The organism is Pantoea sp. JV6 (assembly GCF_025910055.1).
GTDB classification, from domain to species: Bacteria; Pseudomonadota; Gammaproteobacteria; order Enterobacterales; family Enterobacteriaceae; genus Pantoea; species Pantoea agglomerans.
On record NZ_JAPCIM010000003.1, the window covers coordinates 450,193 to 467,903 of the forward strand.

Annotated in this window: 23 protein-coding genes and 1 pseudogene; 12 read left to right on the forward strand and 12 right to left on the reverse strand. The window is 50.5% G+C overall.

Annotated elements, in window-relative coordinates; translation table 11 throughout:
- The first annotated feature begins 142 nt into the window (after positions 1-142).
- Entirely contained in the window at positions 143-964 is an 822-nt protein-coding gene (locus tag OK412_RS06170; RefSeq protein ID WP_264352911.1) for a Cof-type HAD-IIB family hydrolase, read from the forward strand.
- 29 nt (positions 965-993) lie between these two features.
- Here the strand turns inward: OK412_RS06170 and OK412_RS06175 are convergent, their stop codons facing one another.
- Positions 994-1,386: a winged helix-turn-helix transcriptional regulator gene (locus OK412_RS06175; protein WP_033768861.1), complete on the reverse strand. Its 393-nt coding sequence runs from the start codon at positions 1,384-1,386 to the stop codon at positions 994-996.
- Positions 1,387-1,497: 111 nt separating this feature from the next.
- Between OK412_RS06175 and OK412_RS06180 the strand changes: the two genes are divergently transcribed.
- The gene (locus OK412_RS06180) at positions 1,498-2,547 is read left to right on the forward strand and encodes an NAD(P)-dependent alcohol dehydrogenase (RefSeq protein ID WP_264352868.1); all 1,050 of its coding nucleotides are present in this window, start codon (positions 1,498-1,500) and stop codon (positions 2,545-2,547) included.
- A gap of 220 nt (positions 2,548-2,767) precedes the next feature.
- Here OK412_RS06180 and OK412_RS06185 read toward each other — a convergent pair whose 3' ends face one another.
- The 3 genes from OK412_RS06185 to OK412_RS06195 form a co-directional block, all read right to left on the reverse strand.
- Positions 2,768-3,454 (reverse strand): hypothetical protein, encoded by a 687-nt coding sequence (locus OK412_RS06185; protein WP_010246994.1) that lies wholly within the window; start codon positions 3,452-3,454, stop codon positions 2,768-2,770.
- A gap of 93 nt (positions 3,455-3,547) precedes the next feature.
- Entirely contained in the window at positions 3,548-3,790 is a 243-nt protein-coding gene (locus OK412_RS06190) for a hypothetical protein (protein WP_264352869.1), read from the reverse strand.
- 2 nt (positions 3,791-3,792) lie between these two features.
- Entirely contained in the window at positions 3,793-4,017 is a 225-nt protein-coding gene (locus OK412_RS06195) for a hypothetical protein (RefSeq protein WP_033787112.1), read from the reverse strand.
- Between the two features lie 230 nt (positions 4,018-4,247).
- On the opposite strand from OK412_RS06195, the gene OK412_RS06200 reads away from it, so the two are divergent.
- Positions 4,248-4,556, forward strand: coding sequence for a hypothetical protein (locus tag OK412_RS06200; RefSeq protein ID WP_010247001.1), 309 nt, complete (start codon positions 4,248-4,250; stop codon positions 4,554-4,556).
- A 202-nt stretch (positions 4,557-4,758) separates the two neighbouring features.
- Positions 4,759-5,853, forward strand: coding sequence for a diguanylate cyclase (locus tag OK412_RS06205; RefSeq protein WP_264352870.1), 1,095 nt, complete (start codon positions 4,759-4,761; stop codon positions 5,851-5,853).
- A gap of 36 nt (positions 5,854-5,889) precedes the next feature.
- On the opposite strand, the gene map is transcribed toward OK412_RS06205, so the two are convergent.
- Both map and OK412_RS06215 read right to left on the reverse strand, forming a co-directional pair.
- Complete coding sequence (gene map / locus OK412_RS06210; protein WP_256843905.1) at positions 5,890-6,675, reverse strand: type I methionyl aminopeptidase; 786 nt, start codon at positions 6,673-6,675, stop codon at positions 5,890-5,892.
- Complete coding sequence (locus OK412_RS06215) at positions 6,672-6,917, reverse strand: ParD-like family protein (RefSeq protein ID WP_010247005.1); 246 nt, start codon at positions 6,915-6,917, stop codon at positions 6,672-6,674. Before OK412_RS06215 ends, map begins: the two co-directional genes overlap by 4 nt.
- 337 nt (positions 6,918-7,254) lie before the next feature.
- On the opposite strand from OK412_RS06215, the gene OK412_RS06220 reads away from it, so the two are divergent.
- Positions 7,255-7,671, forward strand: coding sequence for a cell envelope integrity TolA C-terminal domain-containing protein (locus tag OK412_RS06220; RefSeq protein ID WP_033743904.1), 417 nt, complete (start codon positions 7,255-7,257; stop codon positions 7,669-7,671).
- A gap of 129 nt (positions 7,672-7,800) precedes the next feature.
- Here the strand turns inward: OK412_RS06220 and OK412_RS06225 are convergent, their stop codons facing one another.
- The gene (locus OK412_RS06225; protein ID WP_264352871.1) at positions 7,801-8,049 is read right to left on the reverse strand and encodes a hypothetical protein; all 249 of its coding nucleotides are present in this window, start codon (positions 8,047-8,049) and stop codon (positions 7,801-7,803) included.
- A gap of 715 nt (positions 8,050-8,764) precedes the next feature.
- On the opposite strand from OK412_RS06225, the gene OK412_RS06230 reads away from it, so the two are divergent.
- Positions 8,765-9,439 (forward strand): SOS response-associated peptidase family protein, encoded by a 675-nt coding sequence (locus OK412_RS06230; protein ID WP_264352872.1) that lies wholly within the window; start codon positions 8,765-8,767, stop codon positions 9,437-9,439.
- A 109-nt stretch (positions 9,440-9,548) separates the two neighbouring features.
- Positions 9,549-10,070, forward strand: coding sequence for a GNAT family N-acetyltransferase (locus OK412_RS06235; protein WP_413629113.1), 522 nt, complete (start codon positions 9,549-9,551; stop codon positions 10,068-10,070).
- Positions 10,071-10,097: 27 nt separating this feature from the next.
- Here OK412_RS06235 and OK412_RS06240 read toward each other — a convergent pair.
- A pseudogene (locus OK412_RS06240) lies at positions 10,098-10,376 on the reverse strand (GrpB family protein); the annotation flags it as partial.
- Positions 10,377-10,675: 299 nt separating this feature from the next.
- Between OK412_RS06240 and OK412_RS06245 the strand changes: the two are divergent.
- Positions 10,676-12,250 (forward strand): methyl-accepting chemotaxis protein, encoded by a 1,575-nt coding sequence (locus OK412_RS06245; RefSeq protein ID WP_264352874.1) that lies wholly within the window; start codon positions 10,676-10,678, stop codon positions 12,248-12,250.
- Positions 12,251-12,524: 274 nt separating this feature from the next.
- Here the strand turns inward: OK412_RS06245 and OK412_RS06250 are convergent, their stop codons facing one another.
- The 4 genes from OK412_RS06250 to OK412_RS06260 form a co-directional block, all read right to left on the reverse strand.
- Complete coding sequence (locus OK412_RS06250; RefSeq protein WP_089414744.1) at positions 12,525-13,031, reverse strand: YrhA family protein; 507 nt, start codon at positions 13,029-13,031, stop codon at positions 12,525-12,527.
- A 7-nt stretch (positions 13,032-13,038) separates the two neighbouring features.
- Positions 13,039-14,094: an HNH endonuclease signature motif containing protein gene (locus OK412_RS06255; RefSeq protein WP_089414745.1), complete on the reverse strand. Its 1,056-nt coding sequence runs from the start codon at positions 14,092-14,094 to the stop codon at positions 13,039-13,041.
- A 34-nt stretch (positions 14,095-14,128) separates the two neighbouring features.
- Positions 14,129-14,455 carry a helix-turn-helix domain-containing protein gene (locus tag OK412_RS23510; RefSeq protein ID WP_089414862.1) on the reverse strand — a complete coding sequence of 109 codons (327 nt, stop codon included), beginning with the start codon at positions 14,453-14,455 and terminating at the stop codon, positions 14,129-14,131.
- A 320-nt stretch (positions 14,456-14,775) separates the two neighbouring features.
- Positions 14,776-14,976: a hypothetical protein gene (locus tag OK412_RS06260; RefSeq protein WP_245115005.1), complete on the reverse strand. Its 201-nt coding sequence runs from the start codon at positions 14,974-14,976 to the stop codon at positions 14,776-14,778.
- Positions 14,977-15,175: 199 nt separating this feature from the next.
- Between OK412_RS06260 and OK412_RS06265 the strand changes: the two genes are divergently transcribed.
- The 4 genes from OK412_RS06265 to OK412_RS06280 all read left to right on the forward strand — a co-directional run bounded on the left by OK412_RS06265 (position 15,176) and on the right by OK412_RS06280 (position 17,576).
- A complete protein-coding gene (locus OK412_RS06265; protein WP_099257070.1) occupies positions 15,176-15,736 on the forward strand; it encodes a fasciclin domain-containing protein in 561 nt (186 codons plus the stop codon).
- 61 nt (positions 15,737-15,797) lie between these two features.
- Positions 15,798-16,346, forward strand: coding sequence for a sigma-70 family RNA polymerase sigma factor (locus OK412_RS06270; protein ID WP_052271357.1), 549 nt, complete (start codon positions 15,798-15,800; stop codon positions 16,344-16,346).
- Positions 16,343-17,020, forward strand: coding sequence for an anti-sigma factor domain-containing protein (locus OK412_RS06275; protein ID WP_264352875.1), 678 nt, complete (start codon positions 16,343-16,345; stop codon positions 17,018-17,020). The genes OK412_RS06270 and OK412_RS06275 overlap by 4 nt, the downstream gene beginning before the upstream one ends.
- 115 nt (positions 17,021-17,135) lie before the next feature.
- Positions 17,136-17,576, forward strand: a complete 441-nt coding sequence (locus tag OK412_RS06280; protein ID WP_022624394.1) for a GNAT family N-acetyltransferase — start codon at positions 17,136-17,138, stop codon at positions 17,574-17,576.
- The last annotated feature ends 135 nt before the right edge of the window (positions 17,577-17,711 follow it).

Below are 17,711 nucleotides of genomic sequence, written 5' to 3' on the forward strand. Positions count from 1 at the left end.
CACAACTCCGGAACCGGAACGCTCTGAAAGCCGTTAGCAAAGTCACTATTTGCATTCTCATTAATCCACACAGCGAGTAAGCTTTATGAATCAAATCAATCAGCCGAAAGGACAGAACGGCGAACGTATAGGGGCAGGCGAGATGGCGGTTAAGATGATTGCGGTGGATATGGACGGCACCTTTCTGGACGACAATAAGCAGTACAACGTTCAGCGGTTTTCACGTCAGTATGCGCTGCTGAAGCAGAAGGGCATCCGTTTTGTGGTGGCCAGTGGTAATCAGTATTACCAGCTGCAGCGCTATTTTCCCGACATCAAAGATGAGATCGCTTTCGTGGCGGAAAATGGCGCATGGGTTTCTGACTGTAATGAAGAGATCTTCTGCGGAGAGTTAGCTCAGGAGAAAGCGCATAAGATCCTCGATATCCTGGCGCATGAACCTGACATCGCGGTCGTGGTCTGTGGACGCAACGGCGCCTATATGCATTCATCCACCTCTGACGAGGTGATGGCAATGCTTGCAAACCACTATCACCGGCTGGAAAAACGCGATGACCTCTATGCCATCGACGACACCATTTTCAAATTCTCGCTGAAGCTGGAGCACGAAGGGGTGGATGCACTGCTGCAAAGACTGCATTCCAGTCTGGGCGAGCTGGAAAACATCATGCATCCGGTATCCAGCGGTTTTGGCTTTATTGATCTCATTATTCCCGGCTGCCATAAGGCTCATGGCATTGCGTTGCTGCAGGAAAAATGGGGCATCAGCGATTGTGAAGTGCTGGCGATTGGTGACAGCGCTAATGATATTGAAATGCTGCGTCAGGCCTGCTTCAGTTTCTCAATGGCCAATGCCGCTGATTCGGTCGCTGCCGTGGCGCGCTATCAGACTCAGAGCAACAATGATGAAGGCGCGCTGAATGTCATTTCCCGCGTGCTGGCGCGCGAATTCCCGTTCGATTAAGCCTGCACTGCGTGAGAACTGGCGGCCTTCTATCCGCCACTCTCCTGATGGCTGCGCGCGTGATGTTCCATTTCATCCAGCGCAGCCTGATTCTCCAGTCCCCACTGATACATCTGCTCAATCGGCTGGGCAAAGGTATGCCCCAACGGCGTGAGGCTGTATTCCACTTTTGGTGGCACCACCTGCCACACCTGACGCGACACCAGTCCGCGCTGCTCCAGCTCACGCAGCGTCTGAATCAGCATCTTCTTCGAAATACCCTGCAGGCTACGCTCCAGTTCACCCGTGCGTGCCCGATTTTCCGGCCAGTGATAGAGCGCATGCAGCACCATCGTGCTCCACTTCACCGAAAAGAGTTCCATCAGGCGGCGTGGCGGTGAATCCGCATAAAAGCAAAGTTTTCCTTCAACCCAGACCGGCATAGTGACATCCCAGACATGATGGTAACCAAAAGGTAACTACTACCAAATGGGGTTCCGTATGTCTATAGTGGGCCGCTTTCTTTACGACCACCAGGTGATAAGAGGCAACAGATGAAAATTAACGCGCTGATAGCGTCCCAGGCAGACCAGCCGCTGCGGGCAGGCCAGGTAGAGTTACGCGAGCTGCAGGCTGACGATGTGAAAATCGAAATTCTTTACTGCGGTGTTTGTCACTCCGATCTGCATATGGCCCGTAATGAATGGGGAGTCAGCCGCTATCCGCTGGTTCCCGGTCACGAAATTGTCGGACGCGTAGTGGCAGTGGGCGGCAACGTCACTAAATTTTCCGCCGGGGATACGGTTGGCGTTGGCGTGATGGTCGACTCGTGCGGTGAATGCCATTTCTGTCAGCAGCAGGAAGAGCAATATTGTGAGGCGGGTTTCACGCCGACCTACAACGGTACGGATAAATACACCGGCAATACGACATTTGGTGGCTATGCGCAGCATGTCATCGCCGACCAGCATTTTGTGGTCACGGTGCCCGACAATCTGGCACTGAATGCGGTGGCACCGCTGCTGTGCGCTGGCGTGACCGTCTGGTCACCGTTGCAGCATTTTAAAGTCAAAGCAGGCGATCGTGTGGGTGTGGTCGGGCTTGGGGGATTGGGCCATATGGCGGTTAAACTGGCCAGTGCACTGGGCGCAGAAGTCACCCTGTTTACGACTTCTCCGGCGAAAGGGGAAGATGCACGCCGGCTCGGCGCTAAGAACGTGGTGATCTCACGAGACGCCGCACAAATGGCTGACTGCCAGGCGTCACTGGATATCATTCTGGACTGTGTCGCTGCACCACACGACCTTGATCCTTATCTCGGTGCGCTGAAAACCAATGGTCAGCTGGTGCTGGTGGGCATTCCCGATCAACCTCATCCGTCACCGAATGTGACACCGATGGTGTTTCGTCGCCTGAGCATCAGTGGCACATCGATTGGCAGCATTCAGGAGACGCAGCAGATGCTCGACTTCTGTGGTCAGCACAACATCACGGCTGATGTTGAGATGATCACCGGTGAAGAGGTCGAAACTGCCTTTGAACGTATGCTGACCAGTGATGTGAAATATCGTTTTGTCATCGATATGCAGAAAACCCACTGGTGATGAATACGGCCCGCTTTAAAAGCGGGCCGTCTGACTTTTACAGGGGCTGAACCCGAAGGATTAAGTCCTGCCTATAGTTACAACATACTTAAATGTTTTAATATCAACTCACCTCATTGAACTCCGTGCAGCAGGGGTCTTGCAGCAAGATCGTTCTGATTAGAAAAAAAAATACCCGGCTCATTGACCGGGTATCTGTTTTGCCGCTTACCAGGCGCAGTTAATCCTGCTCTTTATCCGTGTCACTCTTTTCCGCTTCTTCTTTCTCAACAACATGGGTAAAAGGCTTAAGCAGCTGAATATCCAGAATCACATAAACCATGGTGCTGATAAACAGGGAGATGACACTGCCAAACACTCCGCTGGTGGTAAATGTCAGATAGTTATAAATCACCAGCCAGGTCAGGCAGATAAACAGCGCGAGCGAAATAGAAAGGTTGGGCACGGAGTAGTTGCTGGTACCACCGCCCTGGGTATGCGTCGCTTTAAACAGATTTCCGATGGAGTATTTCTCCAGCACCAGGATAGTCCTTTCCCAGTTACGCTGTTTACGCGCGCTGGCGCGGGTCAGGAACAGATAGAGAATAGAGATGAAGAAGCCGGAGAAAGCGATCAGCACCGGAATCGCTTCCAGCGCATATTCAATACTCTTATGAGGCGTGCCAGTGGTGCTGAGATCAAGCGTCAGCGAGGCACCCAGCGCAGCATATAAAAAGAGAAACAGAATCAGAAAAGTCAGACTACGTTTCCAGTCGCCATCAGCCTCTGCACCTTTTTGCTGGATGGCCAGCTGAAGCGATTGCTGAATCTGTTGTGCCTGTGGTGAGTCTGTTTCAACGGTGTGGCATGGCGCAGCAAAGAAGTTGTGCATAAACAGCTCATCTTCTTTATGAATGGTGATTTTCATCAGAAACCTGTATTCGGGAAATTTTCTTTATTCTAATCAGCACAGCATGAATTAACAGTAACATTGGCTTTATACCTTCAGCCCCGCACTGACTCAGCGGGATATCAGGTTCATCAGACTACTTAAAACTGAATCGTTTGCGAAACTCTGCTCAGCATTATCCTCTTCGTGACGCAGTTGCTGATAGCGCAGCAGCGCGGCATCGTCGTTATCGGCATGCACCACGTCCCACACCATCTTATAGCCATCAGCCATTAACGCGTCCTGCTGATCCTGCCGCTCAGTGTTCACGGCTCTGACTGTTTGCTCTTTCTGAAACAGACGATAGTCTGGCATGGCTATTTCTCCCCAGTCTGGTCCAGCGCTTTAAATTGTTTAATGGCTTCATTGATATTGTTGGTATCGACGGTTGCAATACAGCGATCGCCATTGAACACCTCATAGCGGGCATTATGCAGCTGAAACAGCAAATCCCTGCCACGAAAGTGTATACGTTTCTGTTTAACGCCAATCCCATGCCGCCGTAATAGTGCCTGTGACAGGCGATCGGTCTCTTTTATCATTCCTTCAGCTCCTCGGCAGTACGTGGTCACTGCCAGTAAACCTGATGAACATTAGTTTTATATTAAGAGATAACCCTATTTTTTACAGGGCTAAGCGCAGGTTTCAGAGAAATTACCGGGCTGCGTGTGCTGACGGAATCAGCAGCTCACCGGATTAATGCCATTCCCTGCGTTAACGGACCGCAAATGCGGTACACTTGCCGGAATAACTCGCCACAGGACACGCCGCTATGAACGATAAAAAGATGATTTCCATTGATCAGTTCAACGCTGATGAACGACTGGCCGTCGAGCAAACCTATAAGGGCCTTGCCGAGAAGTACCGTCAACGAACCGGTAAAGAGCCTGATAGCAAAAAAGAGAAAGAATTCAATAGTGAAGCTCGTCAGATCATCATGACCAGCAAACTGGAGAAGGAGAGGGCGCAGGCTGAGAAGGAGAAGAAAAAACCGCTGCGTAAGAAAAAACCTTCTTCAATGACCGCCAGTGAAGTCAGCGATTTCAACTGGTCTGCCTCAGTGGTTAAAGGCCGCCGATAAAAAGCTTCCGCGCGTATTCATGTCGCGCGGTATCTTCTCACATTACTGCAATTGTTCCCTGACTGCCATCGTCCCCGGCACACAAGTCAAAGCCCGATTAGATTCCCTTCGCGACCCGCAATAAGAATATTCTGTAAATAGTTTACCTTAATTCATTAATTGCCGATAAACTGCCATAACCTGTTGCTGCTTCAGTCTGCATATGAATTACTACACTCCTGACGATATTCAGCTGAAGCGCCGATCGACGCGATTTGTGCGCCGCATGTTCATGATGCGCCAGCTCGGCACCTTTCTCTGTTTCCTGCCCATTCTGTCAGTATTGATGGAGATGGGAAAAAGCCTGGAACTCTGCGCACTGCTATTTACTAATGCGTTTGTCTGGCCCTATGCCGCCTTCAGACTGGCATTGCGATCGCGCGATCCCACGGGTTTTGAACGTAAGAATCTGACGCTGGATGCCGCTTTCGGCGGCTTCTGGGTGGCAACCATGGCGCTGAGTCCGCTTCCCTCAATTATTATTATGGCGGTACTGATCTCTGATCGTTACTCGGCGGGCGGTTGGGTTCAGCTAAAGTCTGCTCTGCAGGCCTTTCTGTTGACCTTTTTACTGGCCTGGTTAGCCGAAAAAGCGCCTTTGCAGCTGACTTTCTCTACCCGCACCGTCTGGCTGACTCTGCCGCTCGCCAGCGGCTATCTGCTGGCGCTCAGCGTGGTTTCACACAATCTGACCCTGAGTCTGCGAAAGAAGAATCAGGAGCTGGAACGCATTGCGCTGATGGATCCTGGTCTGAAAATACCTAACCGACGTCTGTTTGAGCGGCGGCTTGAAAGCGAGTTTTTACGTACCCAGCGAGGTGAGGTTAAAGCCTGGCTGATGCTGCTGGATGTCGATCACTTCAAACAGGTTAACGACACCTTCGGGCATGAAGCCGGCGACTTCCTGCTGGCAGAAATCTCGGCACTACTGCGTGACAGCGTCGGCCTGAAAGATATACCTGCCCGCTTTGGCGGTGATGAGCTGTGTGTGATTGTGCGGGATGCGGATGAACCCAGCATCATGTTGCTGGCAGCGCAGATCAGACAGGGGATTGCCCTGCTGCGGCTGCCGGCTTCATCCACCTTTCAGTGCTCGGTGAGTATCGGGATTGCACCGGCATGCGATGCGGCGACAATTCATGAATGGCTGAGATGCGCCGATGAGGCGCTGTATCAGGTCAAGCGCGCCGGACGTAACGATGTGCAGGTGTGGCATTCCGGCACGCTGGAAACGCTGAGTGAAGTCAGGGGCAGTTAACAATGCAGCCTGAGGCCCCTGTCTCAGGCTGAGAGATTAAATCGCCGGGTAGTCGCCGGTGCCTTCAGGCCAGGGCGTGAGTAAATCAAAACCCTTATCGGTGACGGCGACGGTATGTTCCCATTGCGCCGAGAGCGAACGATCTTTGGTGACCACCGTCCAGCCATCTGACAGCACGCTGGTTCCGGCTTTACCGGCATTAATCATCGGTTCGATAGTGAAAATCATGCCTGCTTTCAGTGGCATTCCTTCGCCCGGCGTGCCGTAGTGCAGCACCTGTGGATCGGTGTGGTAAATTTCGCCGACACCGTGACCGCAATATTCACGCACCACCGAGAAGCCAGCCGATTCAGCGACACGCTGGATAGCCGCGCCCACATCGCCCAGCGTCGCGCCAGGACGTACGGTTTTGATACCGGCGACCATCGACTGATAGGTGATATCGACCAGACGTTTGGCACGGACTGACGGTGTGCCGACAAAGTACATCCGGCTGGTATCGCCATACCAGCCATCTTTGATGATCGCTACATCGATATTAACGATATCGCCATCCTTGAGTTTTTTGCTGGCCGGGATGCCGTGGCAGACCACATGATTGACCGACGTGCAGGTGGTACGGGTATAACCGTGATAACCGATGTTTGCTGGCGTTACTTTAAGCTCATTCACGATGAAGTCGTGACAGATATCATCCAGTTCTTCCGTGGTGATGCCGGGACGGACGTGAGGTGTAATCATCGCCAGCACCTGAGCCGCAGCCTGTCCGGCTGCCCGTGCCATTTCGATTTCCGCTGCGGTATGAATTTTAACGCTGTTCATGACACGTCTCCTTGTGTGGTGAGGCTCTCTTTAGGGAGCATATTGCGTATATCAGCGCTGCCTTCCAGTTCAAGCCGGATTAGCATCTGCGCCAGTTGATGTTGGGTCTGCTGTGGATAGAGTTCTGCCAGCATACCGAGTTTTAGCCAGTGTTCTGCCTGTGCATTAATTGAGCGGCTCATCGCCTGACTGGCGATGCGCAGATTCTCATGCATCAGGTCGGAGATTTTTACGATACCCATGCAAGCCTTATATGAAACGTATATGTTTCGTATAGCTTAACGTTATCGGCGTGGTTTGAAAAGAGGGGTGAGATTGTTGCGCGTCTGAAGCAGGGTACAGAATGATGACCAACGGCCACGCATTCCATCGGAACAGAAAAATTTATAGATAATAGAGAGGTGTGTATTGCCAGGTAACAGTAGGGCAGCCCCGCCGAAAAAGCGCCGAAACACTGTCTTTTTTTGAAAACGTAGCTGATGACTGAGCAGATGAAGTACTGGGTTGTTCTGGTGGCTGTGGATATTAAGTCAGTAGAATTAATGGTATAAAATATGGGCAAAGATCAGGGATGAAATCATGAAAAGAATAATTGCTTTGACTGCCGCATTGGCAGTTTCAGGATGCCATATGAGCACAAATCACATCCGACAAAAGGGAATTAAGACTCCCGACGCGTCAGAGATTAAAAGTCAGTGTGAATCTCAGACACCACAGCAAACTCAAGAGCGTGAAACTCAGCTTTGGCTCTGCCAGGCTGTTACAGCAATACAATATCGGTTTTTCGATGCAGATAATTATCGCGGTAAAACATGTGATGTAAGGATCAGGCAGCCGGAAGGCGAGCCTCCGGTAAGCATCAACGTTCAGGGCGGAGATCCAGCTCTGTGCGCTGCTGCAATTAAAGCAATCAAACAAGCTGCAGATGCCCACACTTTTCCAATGAGACCCGCCTTTATGAAGGATGAAATCCCGATACATTTTGCTCCGCAATAAGATTACATAGCTAAGGAAAGTGTTAAGCGTTGCTCTTAAATGTCTAAACTCACAATCCCATAAGGCACCGTGCTGCTCTGAAGCTATGCCGTCAGATACCGGCTGCTAAAACTGTGCACCGCGATGCAGTTATCCGTTGTCAGCAACATACAGCAAACTTTTACTCCGGTACAAGCTCCATTCAGCCCAGCAACTTTCAGGGTTGATATCGAAGTAACCGCGGCATTCAGCCATGGCGAGAGCAACATCACGCGGCACTTCGATAGTTGTGGCATTATCACGGATGCTACTGACTTCCTGCTCAGTAAGCGGGCTTCCTTTCTCATTCTCAATTCTCATCAGTAATGGGATGAGGGCAGGTATAAAAACTATGGTCATGAGTTATATCTCATATTATTAAAGGTTCGTGTCCCTACGAAGTCACTAAAATATGACCTCTCCGGGGTGCGGTAAGTGGCATTCTGTAAAATGTGTCTTCCTGAAAAATATCAATTCATCGTCGTTTCATCGCTACAAGGCTTGAAATCAATTAACACTGCCCAGGCATACAGGCAGGTTTGTATAGCCCGGCTGGCTTACCATAGATAAGGGTGAACATGTCGGTGCCATATTCTGGCTAACTGGCTGAGCCTGGGGCTGATTTGGATAATGGTTGTCATAGCTGTTCGTTGAGGGTTTTCTTGCGGCCTGACGGCCCTTCTCACGCACGTAGGATGACGTGTAGTTATGGGCCTGGTATGCGCCATAACCCGCCACGCCCGCAGTAGCATATCTGGCCGTTCGCTTGCTGCTGGAATATCTCTTCGTGATTCTGGGTGTCGTTGTTTGTGATGAGTAAGCTGAACTAAAACTATGGCTGTAGCTTCTATGCCCACCCCCACCACGATGGCCGCGCGCATCAGCTGTAAACGAGGCAGCCATCAGTGATGCCATAGCCAGACTTAAAATAATTCCCTTCATTACTGCTCCAGTTTATTCATATTCATTAATTATGTTCTCGTCAAAAATCACGATATCTTCAGCCAGAAGAACAATTTTTTTAGATTTATTTAACTCGTTCAACGCTGCGCTATCCTTATGAGAGGAGGTGCCCATGTGTGGACGGTTTGCGCAGTACAGCAGCAGAGACGATTACTTTGAATCCCTGGAGCTGAAGCCCGATGAAATCACTTATGACCCAGAGCCGATAGACCGCTTTAACGTAGCTCCAGGCACCAAAGTGCTCTTGCTCAATGAGCGGGATAATGAACTGCACTTTGATCCGGTTTACTGGGGTTACGGTCCGGAGTGGTGGGACAAACAACCGCTTATCAATGCGCGTGGTGAAACCGCTGCGACGGGACGCATGTTCAAACCGCTGTGGGAGCATGGTCGCGCCATTGTTCCTGCCAATGGCTGGTATGAATGGAAGCGAGAGGGCGACAAAAAACAGCCTTACTTTATTTACCACAAAGAGAAAGAACCGCTGTTCTTCGCCGCTATCGGCAACGCTCCTTATGGTAAGGATCATGGGCATGAGGGTTTTGTTATCGTAACGGCAGCGAGCAATAAAGGCATGGTTGATATCCATGACCGACGCCCGCTGGTTTTAAGTGCGGATGCTGTACGCGAATGGCTCAGTGCCGAAACCACGTCAGAACGTGCTCAGGAAATTGCACATGAAGCCGCATTGCCGGAAAAGGACTTTACCTGGCATCCTGTTACAGCCAAAGTCGGCAACATCCACAATCAGGGTGAAGCGCTTATTAAAGAGATCAAGCCTGACTGAACAGACTGATGAGGTGAGAGATTTACATAGTTTCCCGCACCGTTTCCCGTTATAAAAACAGGATCACTCGTTTCTTAATCTGAGAGCGTTTATTTTGCAGGCAGACACTATGCGGTTGTTTCTTCGGCCAGTCACCCCATCAGATGCCGATGATCTTTACAGGATCTACGGCGACCCTGCGACGAATACGTTTAATCCCGCGGGCCCACATCCGGATATCCATCATTCACGGGAAGTGCTATCGCGCTCTATCCGTCACTGGGAATTGAATGGCTTCGGCAGTTGGGCTATCTCGCTTCAGGATAATCCAGAAAGAATCATCGGTTTTGGGGGATTGAGCATCAGAAGCTTTGCCGATATCACGATCAATAATCTTGGATATCGTTTCTCTCCGGAATCCTGGGGGAAAGGACTGGCGACGGAATTTGCGAACTATGCAGTTAGTTATGGGTTCGAAGAGATAAAACTGGCTGAAATTTCTGCAATCGTAAGAGCGAATCATCTGGCTTCACAAAAGGTTCTGATTAAGGCCGGACTCCGTCATACCCGGGATATTTATGATGTGGAAAATGCGCCCGCAAGCATGCTGTTTACCCTGAGTCAGGATGAATGGAATCAAAAACGGGGGTGAGGAGGATATATCCTGTCCTGTCAGTACCTATCGTTTCAGGTCAATCAGTGCGAGCTGTAGATGATGCGCTATAAAGTTCGCTTTGAGCGCGCTGTAGCGTTGAGCATCGTTGTTACAGAGTGATGCTGCTTCACGCTTTATCTCAGCATAGGTTGCTGCGATATCTCTGTTTTCTCTGAGGTAATCACGGAAAGCAAGGTGCCTTATTATCTGTTCGTCTCCAGCTGCAAACGCATGCACCTGATGGCTGCGCCGCTCTCCACCCTTAATGAAATATCTGCGGTCTGAGATTCCGTTCTCACCACGAGGACACTTCTATTGTCAGTCATCTCAAATGACGCTGAAGAGTCTGTTAAATCCGTAGTGCCACAAGCGAAGCTGGAATAGTTTTATCCGCATTCAGGCGACAAGTTACGAGAATAACACTCACTGCCTTAATGGCATCCGTCAGGGATTTACCCTTTTACTCAGCCCAGGAATCATCGCTTCTTACCCCTTTCATTACTGTAATTTCTTTCCCCGCTGCCGATAACAGATCCAGTACCAGCGAGCCATAGAAGCGGAACGTCGGTGATAACCTATTAATTCAAACATCGGGGTCTCCTATGTATCGGAACAAAAAAATAAAATTAAGCGTCATGCTCACTGCGGCATTCCTCACAGTCATCTTAACGGGCGTTTTTGTGACAGGATTTGCCGGGTTTAAACTCAATACGGCCAGCGATCAGCAGGAATTGACGCGCGCGCGGCTGGGCGATCTCCAGGCCCTGCAGACGCTAAAAGATAATTTAACTCAGCAAACTGTCCTTTTACTGTCCGTGGCTTCAGTCACTCAGCCTCAGGCAGAGGCCACTATAAAAACCCAGTTCTATGCGTTGCAGACCAACAGTGATAATACCACCGCGCATTTTCGCGAGCTTATCAACGGTGCCAAAAGCATTCCGGGGATCAATCTTGCTGAAGTAGAAGAGGCTTCCACGCAATTAAATAAAATTGAAGTGGCAGCGGGTCCGCTTCATCAGGCAGAGCAAAACCTGTTTAAGCAGAACGCCACTCCGTTCCCGGAAAAACTCCGTGGTGAACTGATCCCTGCGCTTTCGCACTACCGCAATGCAGTGGATGGGATGGTTGATTATCAGGCGAGGGTAACGAGTAAAACGGCCGAAACGTCCACGCAGGCGCTCTCCGGTGTTTATATGACGCTGGCAGGCCTGACCACCCTGTTTGTTGTGATGGGATTTGTGATGAGTGGGCTGATCACCCGCTGGATCAAGACTCAGCTGGGTGGAGAACCTTCGCATGCGCAGGGCCTGGCCGCTGCGATTGCGGCGGGCGATCTGACGACAAAAGTGACCCTGCGTCAGGGGGATACCGTCAGCATGATGGCTTCTCTGGATAGCATGCAGAGCAATCTGCGTGACCTGGTCTCGCAGATTAAAGATTCTTCCGCTTCGGTCGCCATGGCAGCTGATGAAATTTCCCAGGGCAATACTGAACTCTCTTCCCGTACAGAGCAGCAGGCCGCCGCTTTGCAGGAAACCGCCGCCAGTATTGAGCAGCTTACGGTCACGGTAAAAAGTAATGCAGCGGGCGCACAGCAGACCGCGGATTCAGCCCGTGAAACCGCTGCGCTGGCGCGTTCGGGTGAACACGATATGCAGCGCATGTCAGAGACGATGAATGATATTTCAAAAAGCGCGGTCAAAGTCCGGGATATTACCTCCGTTATCGAAGGAATTGCATTTCAGACCAACATTCTGGCGCTTAACGCGGCAGTCGAAGCAGCACGAGCGGGCGAACAGGGTCGAGGTTTCGCCGTCGTCGCGGGTGAAGTCAGGACGCTGGCTCAGCGCAGTGCAACGGCAGCCAGAGATATTAAACATCTGATAGAAGAGGCTGTGGCACAGGTTGAAAGTGGTGTTGTCGTGGCAACCGGGACCGGCAAGAGCATTCTTGATATCAATGCGATGGTTGGAAAACTCGCCGTCGCGATGGATAACATCTCACTCGCCTCAGCTGAACAGATGCAGGGCATTTCACAGGTCAGCATCGCAGTGAACGAGATGGATGGCGTCACGCAGAATAACGCCGCGCTGGTTGAGGAGTCCTCTTCGGCATCACAGTCGCTTTCAGCCCAGGCACACGCTTTACGTGAAGCCGTGAATGCTTTTCGCATTTAAGCATTATGGTTACAGCTCACGTTGAAAGATGCGGGAGAAACGCGGCTGATTTGTCCGTTTCATATTGCCGGAATGGATGTCAGGGAGTGATTTCTCTCAGATTAGTACAAGCCCTCCATCGTGAACTGTCCCCGTAATGTTGGACACTGTTTCATCGGAGGATCCCCTCGACCATCTTGATATATATTGGTCGAGGGCTTCAACAGCATTTTATAATTCTGTGTTCTATCAACTTTGGGTGTTCTATTGTCAATGCCCTAAGACAGAGATAAGTTTATTTTACTATGTCGATAAGGGCCGATAAGAGGTCGCTGAAGGTTTCATACTCTTCAATAACGTAATCAGTTGATGCTTTGTCACGAATCTGAAAACACTTCTCTTTGAAGCTGTACACGAATACGGACATTCCATCTTCACCAATCAGCAGTTTGTCTGTCAGATTGGGATCAACGTAGACGTCATTATCGCGCGTATCAATGTTCCTGATATAGATATTTGACCATGCCAACTCACCATTCTCTGCCTGCGTCAGGCTATACAGGGTGAGTCCGTTGTATTCCAGACCATCCATGACTTCGAGCATATCGGCGTAGTCCTGGCGAGTCATCACTAATTTCTGAATATCCGAGTAAACACCGCGTTTAGTTTCATCCCATTCCATTGGCGCAGGATTGCGCTTCAAGTCCGTAATAACATCTGGTGCTATTGGGCTGGCTATCGGGTAACTATCGGAAATCATCAAATTTTTGAAGATACCCATTATCTGAATTGTGTTATTCATATCGTTTTCACTTCCCTACAGGGTAAATTACGCCGTTCGGCGAAGGCCATAAAACGTTAGTGCTGGCGTTGTATGGGAGGTCTTTAGTGATTATCGCCTGTGTCTTTGAAAGCGCGGAGTGATATGGCGAGTTTTGGATAAGTATTAGATTATTCAGGGCATTTGTTCCACTGTCATCGAGTGGGATCTTGTGGTGAACCTGCCAACCGGGCGGCACTTTACCATCGGCAAGGCGTAGAAGATTGTTAGAATCAAACGTTGATAGTGCATCAGGGTGCCCGGAAATCGATTTGAGGAAGTTGGGACGAACAGAACTGTTGAACTCACCACGTAGCGCGGCATATTCAGCGCGGTCACGGCGAACATAGTTCAACTCTGACACGTTGACATCATCCAGGAGAACGTGTGCCTTTTTGTATTTTCCCAGATAGCTGGTCAATTCTTCCGCAGCAACTGGGTTACGGACAACCAGCAGTGAAGCAGCTGCGACCATCATCCCGGAAGTGGTTTCGTTGAGAACGCTGTCGTATCCCTTCACCGCATCACCGCCTAACTGTTCGGCGGTCTTTCTGAATCCTTCCGGATTGCCATTATAAATCCCGCCAGCGGCCAGAAGCCTTCCCGCAGCTTTGCTGTTGATAGTATTACCTGTCTGTGGGCGCTGAGCCGGATTACCTCTGGTGGCTACGGGGCGGACAAGCTGTCGTCTTATCACATCTTCAAGGCGAGAACGCAGAAAAAGCGGCAGCGTACTGATAAGACTGCCGTCTGAGTTAGCAACACTGCCGTAAATTGTGCCACTTTCGCGCCGGAGTATAACGATATTTCCGCTTCTCACCTCATACAACGCGTCCCGGTAGGCCATATGTGGCTGCTGGAAATGCATGCTGAGATAGCGCCTTACAAGCAGCGAGTATCCATCAGGCAAATCCCACTCACGAATGATACGTCCGGGATTTGCCGTATCTGAAAGATAGCTGTACGCGGTATCGGGGGGAACAATATGGGGAATATCGTTGAGGTAGATATCATCCAGAGTTCTGGCCTGGCAGTTACGTAGCATAATATCCCTTTACGCTATATCGGTGACACTCCAATTATAGAGAATTAGCGTAGTTAATGGAAAAAATGAGCAGCGGAATACTTTTTTGGTGGTAGATCAGAAGTCTGCACCTAAATTCTGGTGCCGGCTTTTTCGGTCTTCCGCGTTTCAGGCCGGAGAGCGCCCCGGCCCCGGACGCCTGAAAGCGTTTGACCCACTGGTAAACGGTGCTCTCATTGGGAAGGTTAAACTGAGCAGTGGCATCGCGAAGCGAGAGATTATCATTGATGACGGCGCGGACAACCTTCAGCCTGAACTCAGGAGTGTAGTCACCCGTTTTCCATGTCAGCCCGTCAATGCCGGCTGCCGTGCGGAAACCCAGCGGCGAACCGCCGTGCGGCCCACGCCAGAACGGTTAGCCGTCTCACGATAACCATCCCTGCTGTTGAGATAATGCGTGACAACGGCGAGCCGTAATTCAAGGGGAAACTTAGGACTGCTCACTGAACTGCACCTTAATCAGTCGGGTTTCCAACTTTTGGGGTGCAGTTCAATCGGAGGGCTTTTCTTTTGGCGGACATTCCGGGACGCTCAGAGGCTGAAATATTCAATGTAAACATATTGACCTCGCCCGTAAGTTTTAGCCTTTTGAAAAACAGGTTTGTTTATGAGGGAAATGATGATAAATCACAAGATTAACCTCTACTTCCATGGGTCGGGCGCGGTTGCATTTAAATCAACACGTGGCATCACTGGCGTCTTACCATCGTAGAAAAATGCAGAGTTTGTGAAGGAGTAAACCTTATCCGTCATTTTAACAAATATATGGTCATTAACCGCCGTTATGTCCGCATTGGCAGTATCAGCTTGAAGGAAAGGAGCCGTTTTAGTAATTACCTTCATGGCTTTATCGTTAGTCCGATAAGTCAGGCATGAGCAACATAAACAGGGCTGTTCTGTACCCATCAATCCGCATTCTCATGAAGCAGAACACCCCCCGCTAAAAAAATTTAAATTTTTTTGCATCCGTTTTCGCTGCTCATTCGTATTAACAGATAAGGGCGCTCTCGCCCTGTCCGTTAACTCAATGAGGGAAGTGAAAATGAAACCATTCCTGCCAACTCTGATTTTTTCTGCATTAGTCTTCAGTGGCGCCACTTACGCGGCGAGCATGGACAGCGACACGGTGATGGTCGGCGGTGCTGCTATGTACCCATCGAAAAATATTGTTGAGAATGCTGTTAACTCGAAAGACCACACCACGCTGGTGGCCGCCGTTAAAGCCGCCGGGCTGGTCCCGACACTTGAAGGGAAGGGGCCGTTTACCGTTTTTGCGCCCACCAATGCCGCCTTTGAAAAACTGCCTAAGGGCACGGTCGACTCCCTGCTTAAGCCAGAAAATAAACAAAAACTCACCAGTGTCCTGACCTATCACGTGGTCGCAGGAAAACTGGACATGAAAGCGCTGGAAAAAAAAATCAAAGCGGGAGGAGGCAAAGCCGAGCTGAAAACGGTCAATGGCGAATCACTGTGGGTGATGGCAAATGGCCCGCACAACATTCAGCTTAAAGATGCTCAGGGCAATATTGCCAGTATTACTACGTATGATGTGAATCAGAGTAACGGTGTGATTGACGTTATTGATACCGTGCTGATGCCGTAAAGCGTTACCTATACTGTGTGTAGCCACTGATCGGGTGGCTACACCTTTAACAGGGAAGCCGATGACAAAAAATGTGCCCCATATTCAGGCCGATTTAATGAATCAGATAGCCGTCGGCGATAAAGCTGCTCTTGAGCAGCTTTATCGCGTTCTGTCGCCCCGACTCTATGGGATCATTCTGCGAATGGTGAGACGCCGGGACTGGGCAGAAGAGATCCTTCACGATACGTTTATCCAAATCTGGCAGTCGGCTAACTATTACGACGATAAGCGCAGTGAGCCGCATATCTGGCTCAGTCACATCGCCAGAAATCGGGCGATTGATTTCCTTCGTAAACATGAAAACAGAAGCTGTTCCGTTGATGAGATCAGCGAAGCGGAAGCAGGTTTCCAGACGCCACTTCCTGCCGATGCGAGTCATGCGGAGGCGCGTCGCCTTCAGCACTGCATGGCGCACTTACCCTCTGAGCAGCGACAAAGCATTTCGCTCGCCTATTATCGTGGCCTGTCACAGAGTGAGATTGCGCTCTCTATGAGTCAGCCTGAAGGGACGGTGAAAAGCTGGATCCGTCGCGCGTTAACCCATCTTCGGGAGTGCATAGGCTTATGACTAGTCAGGAACAACATGATCTCACTGCGGCCGAATATGTGCTTGGCCTTACCGACGATGTGACACGTCATCGGCTGGATAAACGCCTCAATGACGATTCATTATTTGCTGCAGAGGTGCTGCACTGGCAGAAAGCGTTCAGCGGCATTGACCTGCTCACACACGCCGTTATCCCGTCTTCTGCGGTCTGGCAGCAGATTGAGCAGGATCTTGGCCGGAATGCAGGCGTCTCTGGCACGACATCAATCCGCAGGCATCCTGGCTTCTGGCTCGGCTGGGGCCTGGCGGCGGCAATGGCTGGCATCCTCATTTTCACCCATTTAAGCAAGCCGGATGCCCCACAGTCTCTGCAGCCGATTGCGGTACTCAGTGGCGCACAGCCCGATGCACAGTTTGTGGTGAATCTGGATAAGTCAGCTTCACTCCTTCAGGTTTCGGCGCTGAACATCACGCTGCCAGAGAATAAAAACCTGCAGCTCTGGCTGATCAGGGGCAGTGCTGCGCCACAATCTCTGGGGCTGATCAATCATCGCGACAGTAACGTTTTCCGGTTACCCCCTGGCGAGTTAGATAATCAGACGGTACTGGCGGTAAGTCTGGAGCCGGTGGGAGGTTCCAGGCTCAGCGGGCCGTCCGGTCCGGTGATTTTCCAGGGCAAAGTCACGTTGCTTTAATCTTCAGGACGCGGGTTCTCGGGCCGGGATTCAGCGGAAAAGGGGAGTGGATGGCTTTTCGAATGGCAGGCCTCCATGCCCTTGCCTTAACCTAATCAGGGGGAATGACAAAAGAATGGAAATCAGAACGGCGTTGGAGTCTGATGCGGCAGGCATCAGTGAGCTGATACAGCTTGTGTCTGTGCAATGTAATTTTTCAGAGACAGAGCCCTGTCCGCAATGGTTCATCGACAGCACAAAGCCCGATGTGCTTCAGCCGTTGATTGTTTCAGATGACTATCTCTGGCTGATTGCCGTGGAAAGAGGTGAGGTGACAGGCGTACTCACCCTTTTCGAAGGCAATTTAGTTAAATACCTTTTTGTACATCCGAAATTTCAGCGAAAAGGGGTAGCGAGGGCACTCTGGCAGCGGGCGATTCCCGAACTGCGTTCAGAAATCAGCGTACGGTCTTCACTCCTTGCCGTCCCTTTTTATGAGAAAAGGGGATTTAAAAAAGTCGGGGAGGTCAAATTTTTTAACGGCGTATCATTCCAGACAATGATCGCTCAGCTCTGAATTAACAAAGAGATTTTTAAGTTCTCTGTTTCCGAAATAAAACGGCCCGGCCACGCATTTATCAAACCAGCTTTGAGGGTGAGCGGAACCGGGCCAACCCGCCTTATTTATACCCGCGTATATTCACTGTCTTCA

What these genes read in the sequence shown, in the direction of transcription:
- OK412_RS06235 (WP_413629113.1), top strand. Translation starts at nt 9,549, where the DNA reads ATGCGGTTGTTTCTTCGGCCAGTCACCCCATCAGATGCCGATGATCTT.
- OK412_RS06175 (WP_033768861.1), bottom strand. Translation starts at nt 1,386, where the DNA reads ATGCCGGTCTGGGTTGAAGGAAAACTTTGCTTTTATGCGGATTCACCG.
- OK412_RS06255 (WP_089414745.1), bottom strand. Translation starts at nt 14,094, where the DNA reads ATGCTACGTAACTGCCAGGCCAGAACTCTGGATGATATCTACCTCAAC.
- OK412_RS06220 (WP_033743904.1), top strand. Translation starts at nt 7,255, where the DNA reads ATGAAAAGAATAATTGCTTTGACTGCCGCATTGGCAGTTTCAGGATGC.
- OK412_RS06190 (WP_264352869.1), bottom strand. Translation starts at nt 3,790, where the DNA reads ATGCCAGACTATCGTCTGTTTCAGAAAGAGCAAACAGTCAGAGCCGTG.
- OK412_RS06225 (WP_264352871.1), bottom strand. Translation starts at nt 8,049, where the DNA reads ATGACCATAGTTTTTATACCTGCCCTCATCCCATTACTGATGAGAATT.
- OK412_RS06230 (WP_264352872.1), top strand. Translation starts at nt 8,765, where the DNA reads ATGTGTGGACGGTTTGCGCAGTACAGCAGCAGAGACGATTACTTTGAA.
- OK412_RS06250 (WP_089414744.1), bottom strand. Translation starts at nt 13,031, where the DNA reads ATGAATAACACAATTCAGATAATGGGTATCTTCAAAAATTTGATGATT.
- OK412_RS06215 (WP_010247005.1), bottom strand. Translation starts at nt 6,917, where the DNA reads ATGGGTATCGTAAAAATCTCCGACCTGATGCATGAGAATCTGCGCATC.
- OK412_RS06275 (WP_264352875.1), top strand. Translation starts at nt 16,343, where the DNA reads ATGACTAGTCAGGAACAACATGATCTCACTGCGGCCGAATATGTGCTT.
- OK412_RS06280 (WP_022624394.1), top strand. Translation starts at nt 17,136, where the DNA reads ATGGAAATCAGAACGGCGTTGGAGTCTGATGCGGCAGGCATCAGTGAG.
- OK412_RS06245 (WP_264352874.1), top strand. Translation starts at nt 10,676, where the DNA reads ATGTATCGGAACAAAAAAATAAAATTAAGCGTCATGCTCACTGCGGCA.
- map (WP_256843905.1), bottom strand. Translation starts at nt 6,675, where the DNA reads ATGAACAGCGTTAAAATTCATACCGCAGCGGAAATCGAAATGGCACGG.
- OK412_RS06170 (WP_264352911.1), top strand. Translation starts at nt 143, where the DNA reads ATGGCGGTTAAGATGATTGCGGTGGATATGGACGGCACCTTTCTGGAC.
- OK412_RS06265 (WP_099257070.1), top strand. Translation starts at nt 15,176, where the DNA reads ATGAAACCATTCCTGCCAACTCTGATTTTTTCTGCATTAGTCTTCAGT.
- OK412_RS06200 (WP_010247001.1), top strand. Translation starts at nt 4,248, where the DNA reads ATGAACGATAAAAAGATGATTTCCATTGATCAGTTCAACGCTGATGAA.
- OK412_RS06195 (WP_033787112.1), bottom strand. Translation starts at nt 4,017, where the DNA reads ATGATAAAAGAGACCGATCGCCTGTCACAGGCACTATTACGGCGGCAT.
- OK412_RS06185 (WP_010246994.1), bottom strand. Translation starts at nt 3,454, where the DNA reads ATGAAAATCACCATTCATAAAGAAGATGAGCTGTTTATGCACAACTTC.
- OK412_RS06260 (WP_245115005.1), bottom strand. Translation starts at nt 14,976, where the DNA reads ATGAAGGTAATTACTAAAACGGCTCCTTTCCTTCAAGCTGATACTGCC.
- OK412_RS06180 (WP_264352868.1), top strand. Translation starts at nt 1,498, where the DNA reads ATGAAAATTAACGCGCTGATAGCGTCCCAGGCAGACCAGCCGCTGCGG.
- OK412_RS06270 (WP_052271357.1), top strand. Translation starts at nt 15,798, where the DNA reads ATGACAAAAAATGTGCCCCATATTCAGGCCGATTTAATGAATCAGATA.
- OK412_RS06205 (WP_264352870.1), top strand. Translation starts at nt 4,759, where the DNA reads ATGAATTACTACACTCCTGACGATATTCAGCTGAAGCGCCGATCGACG.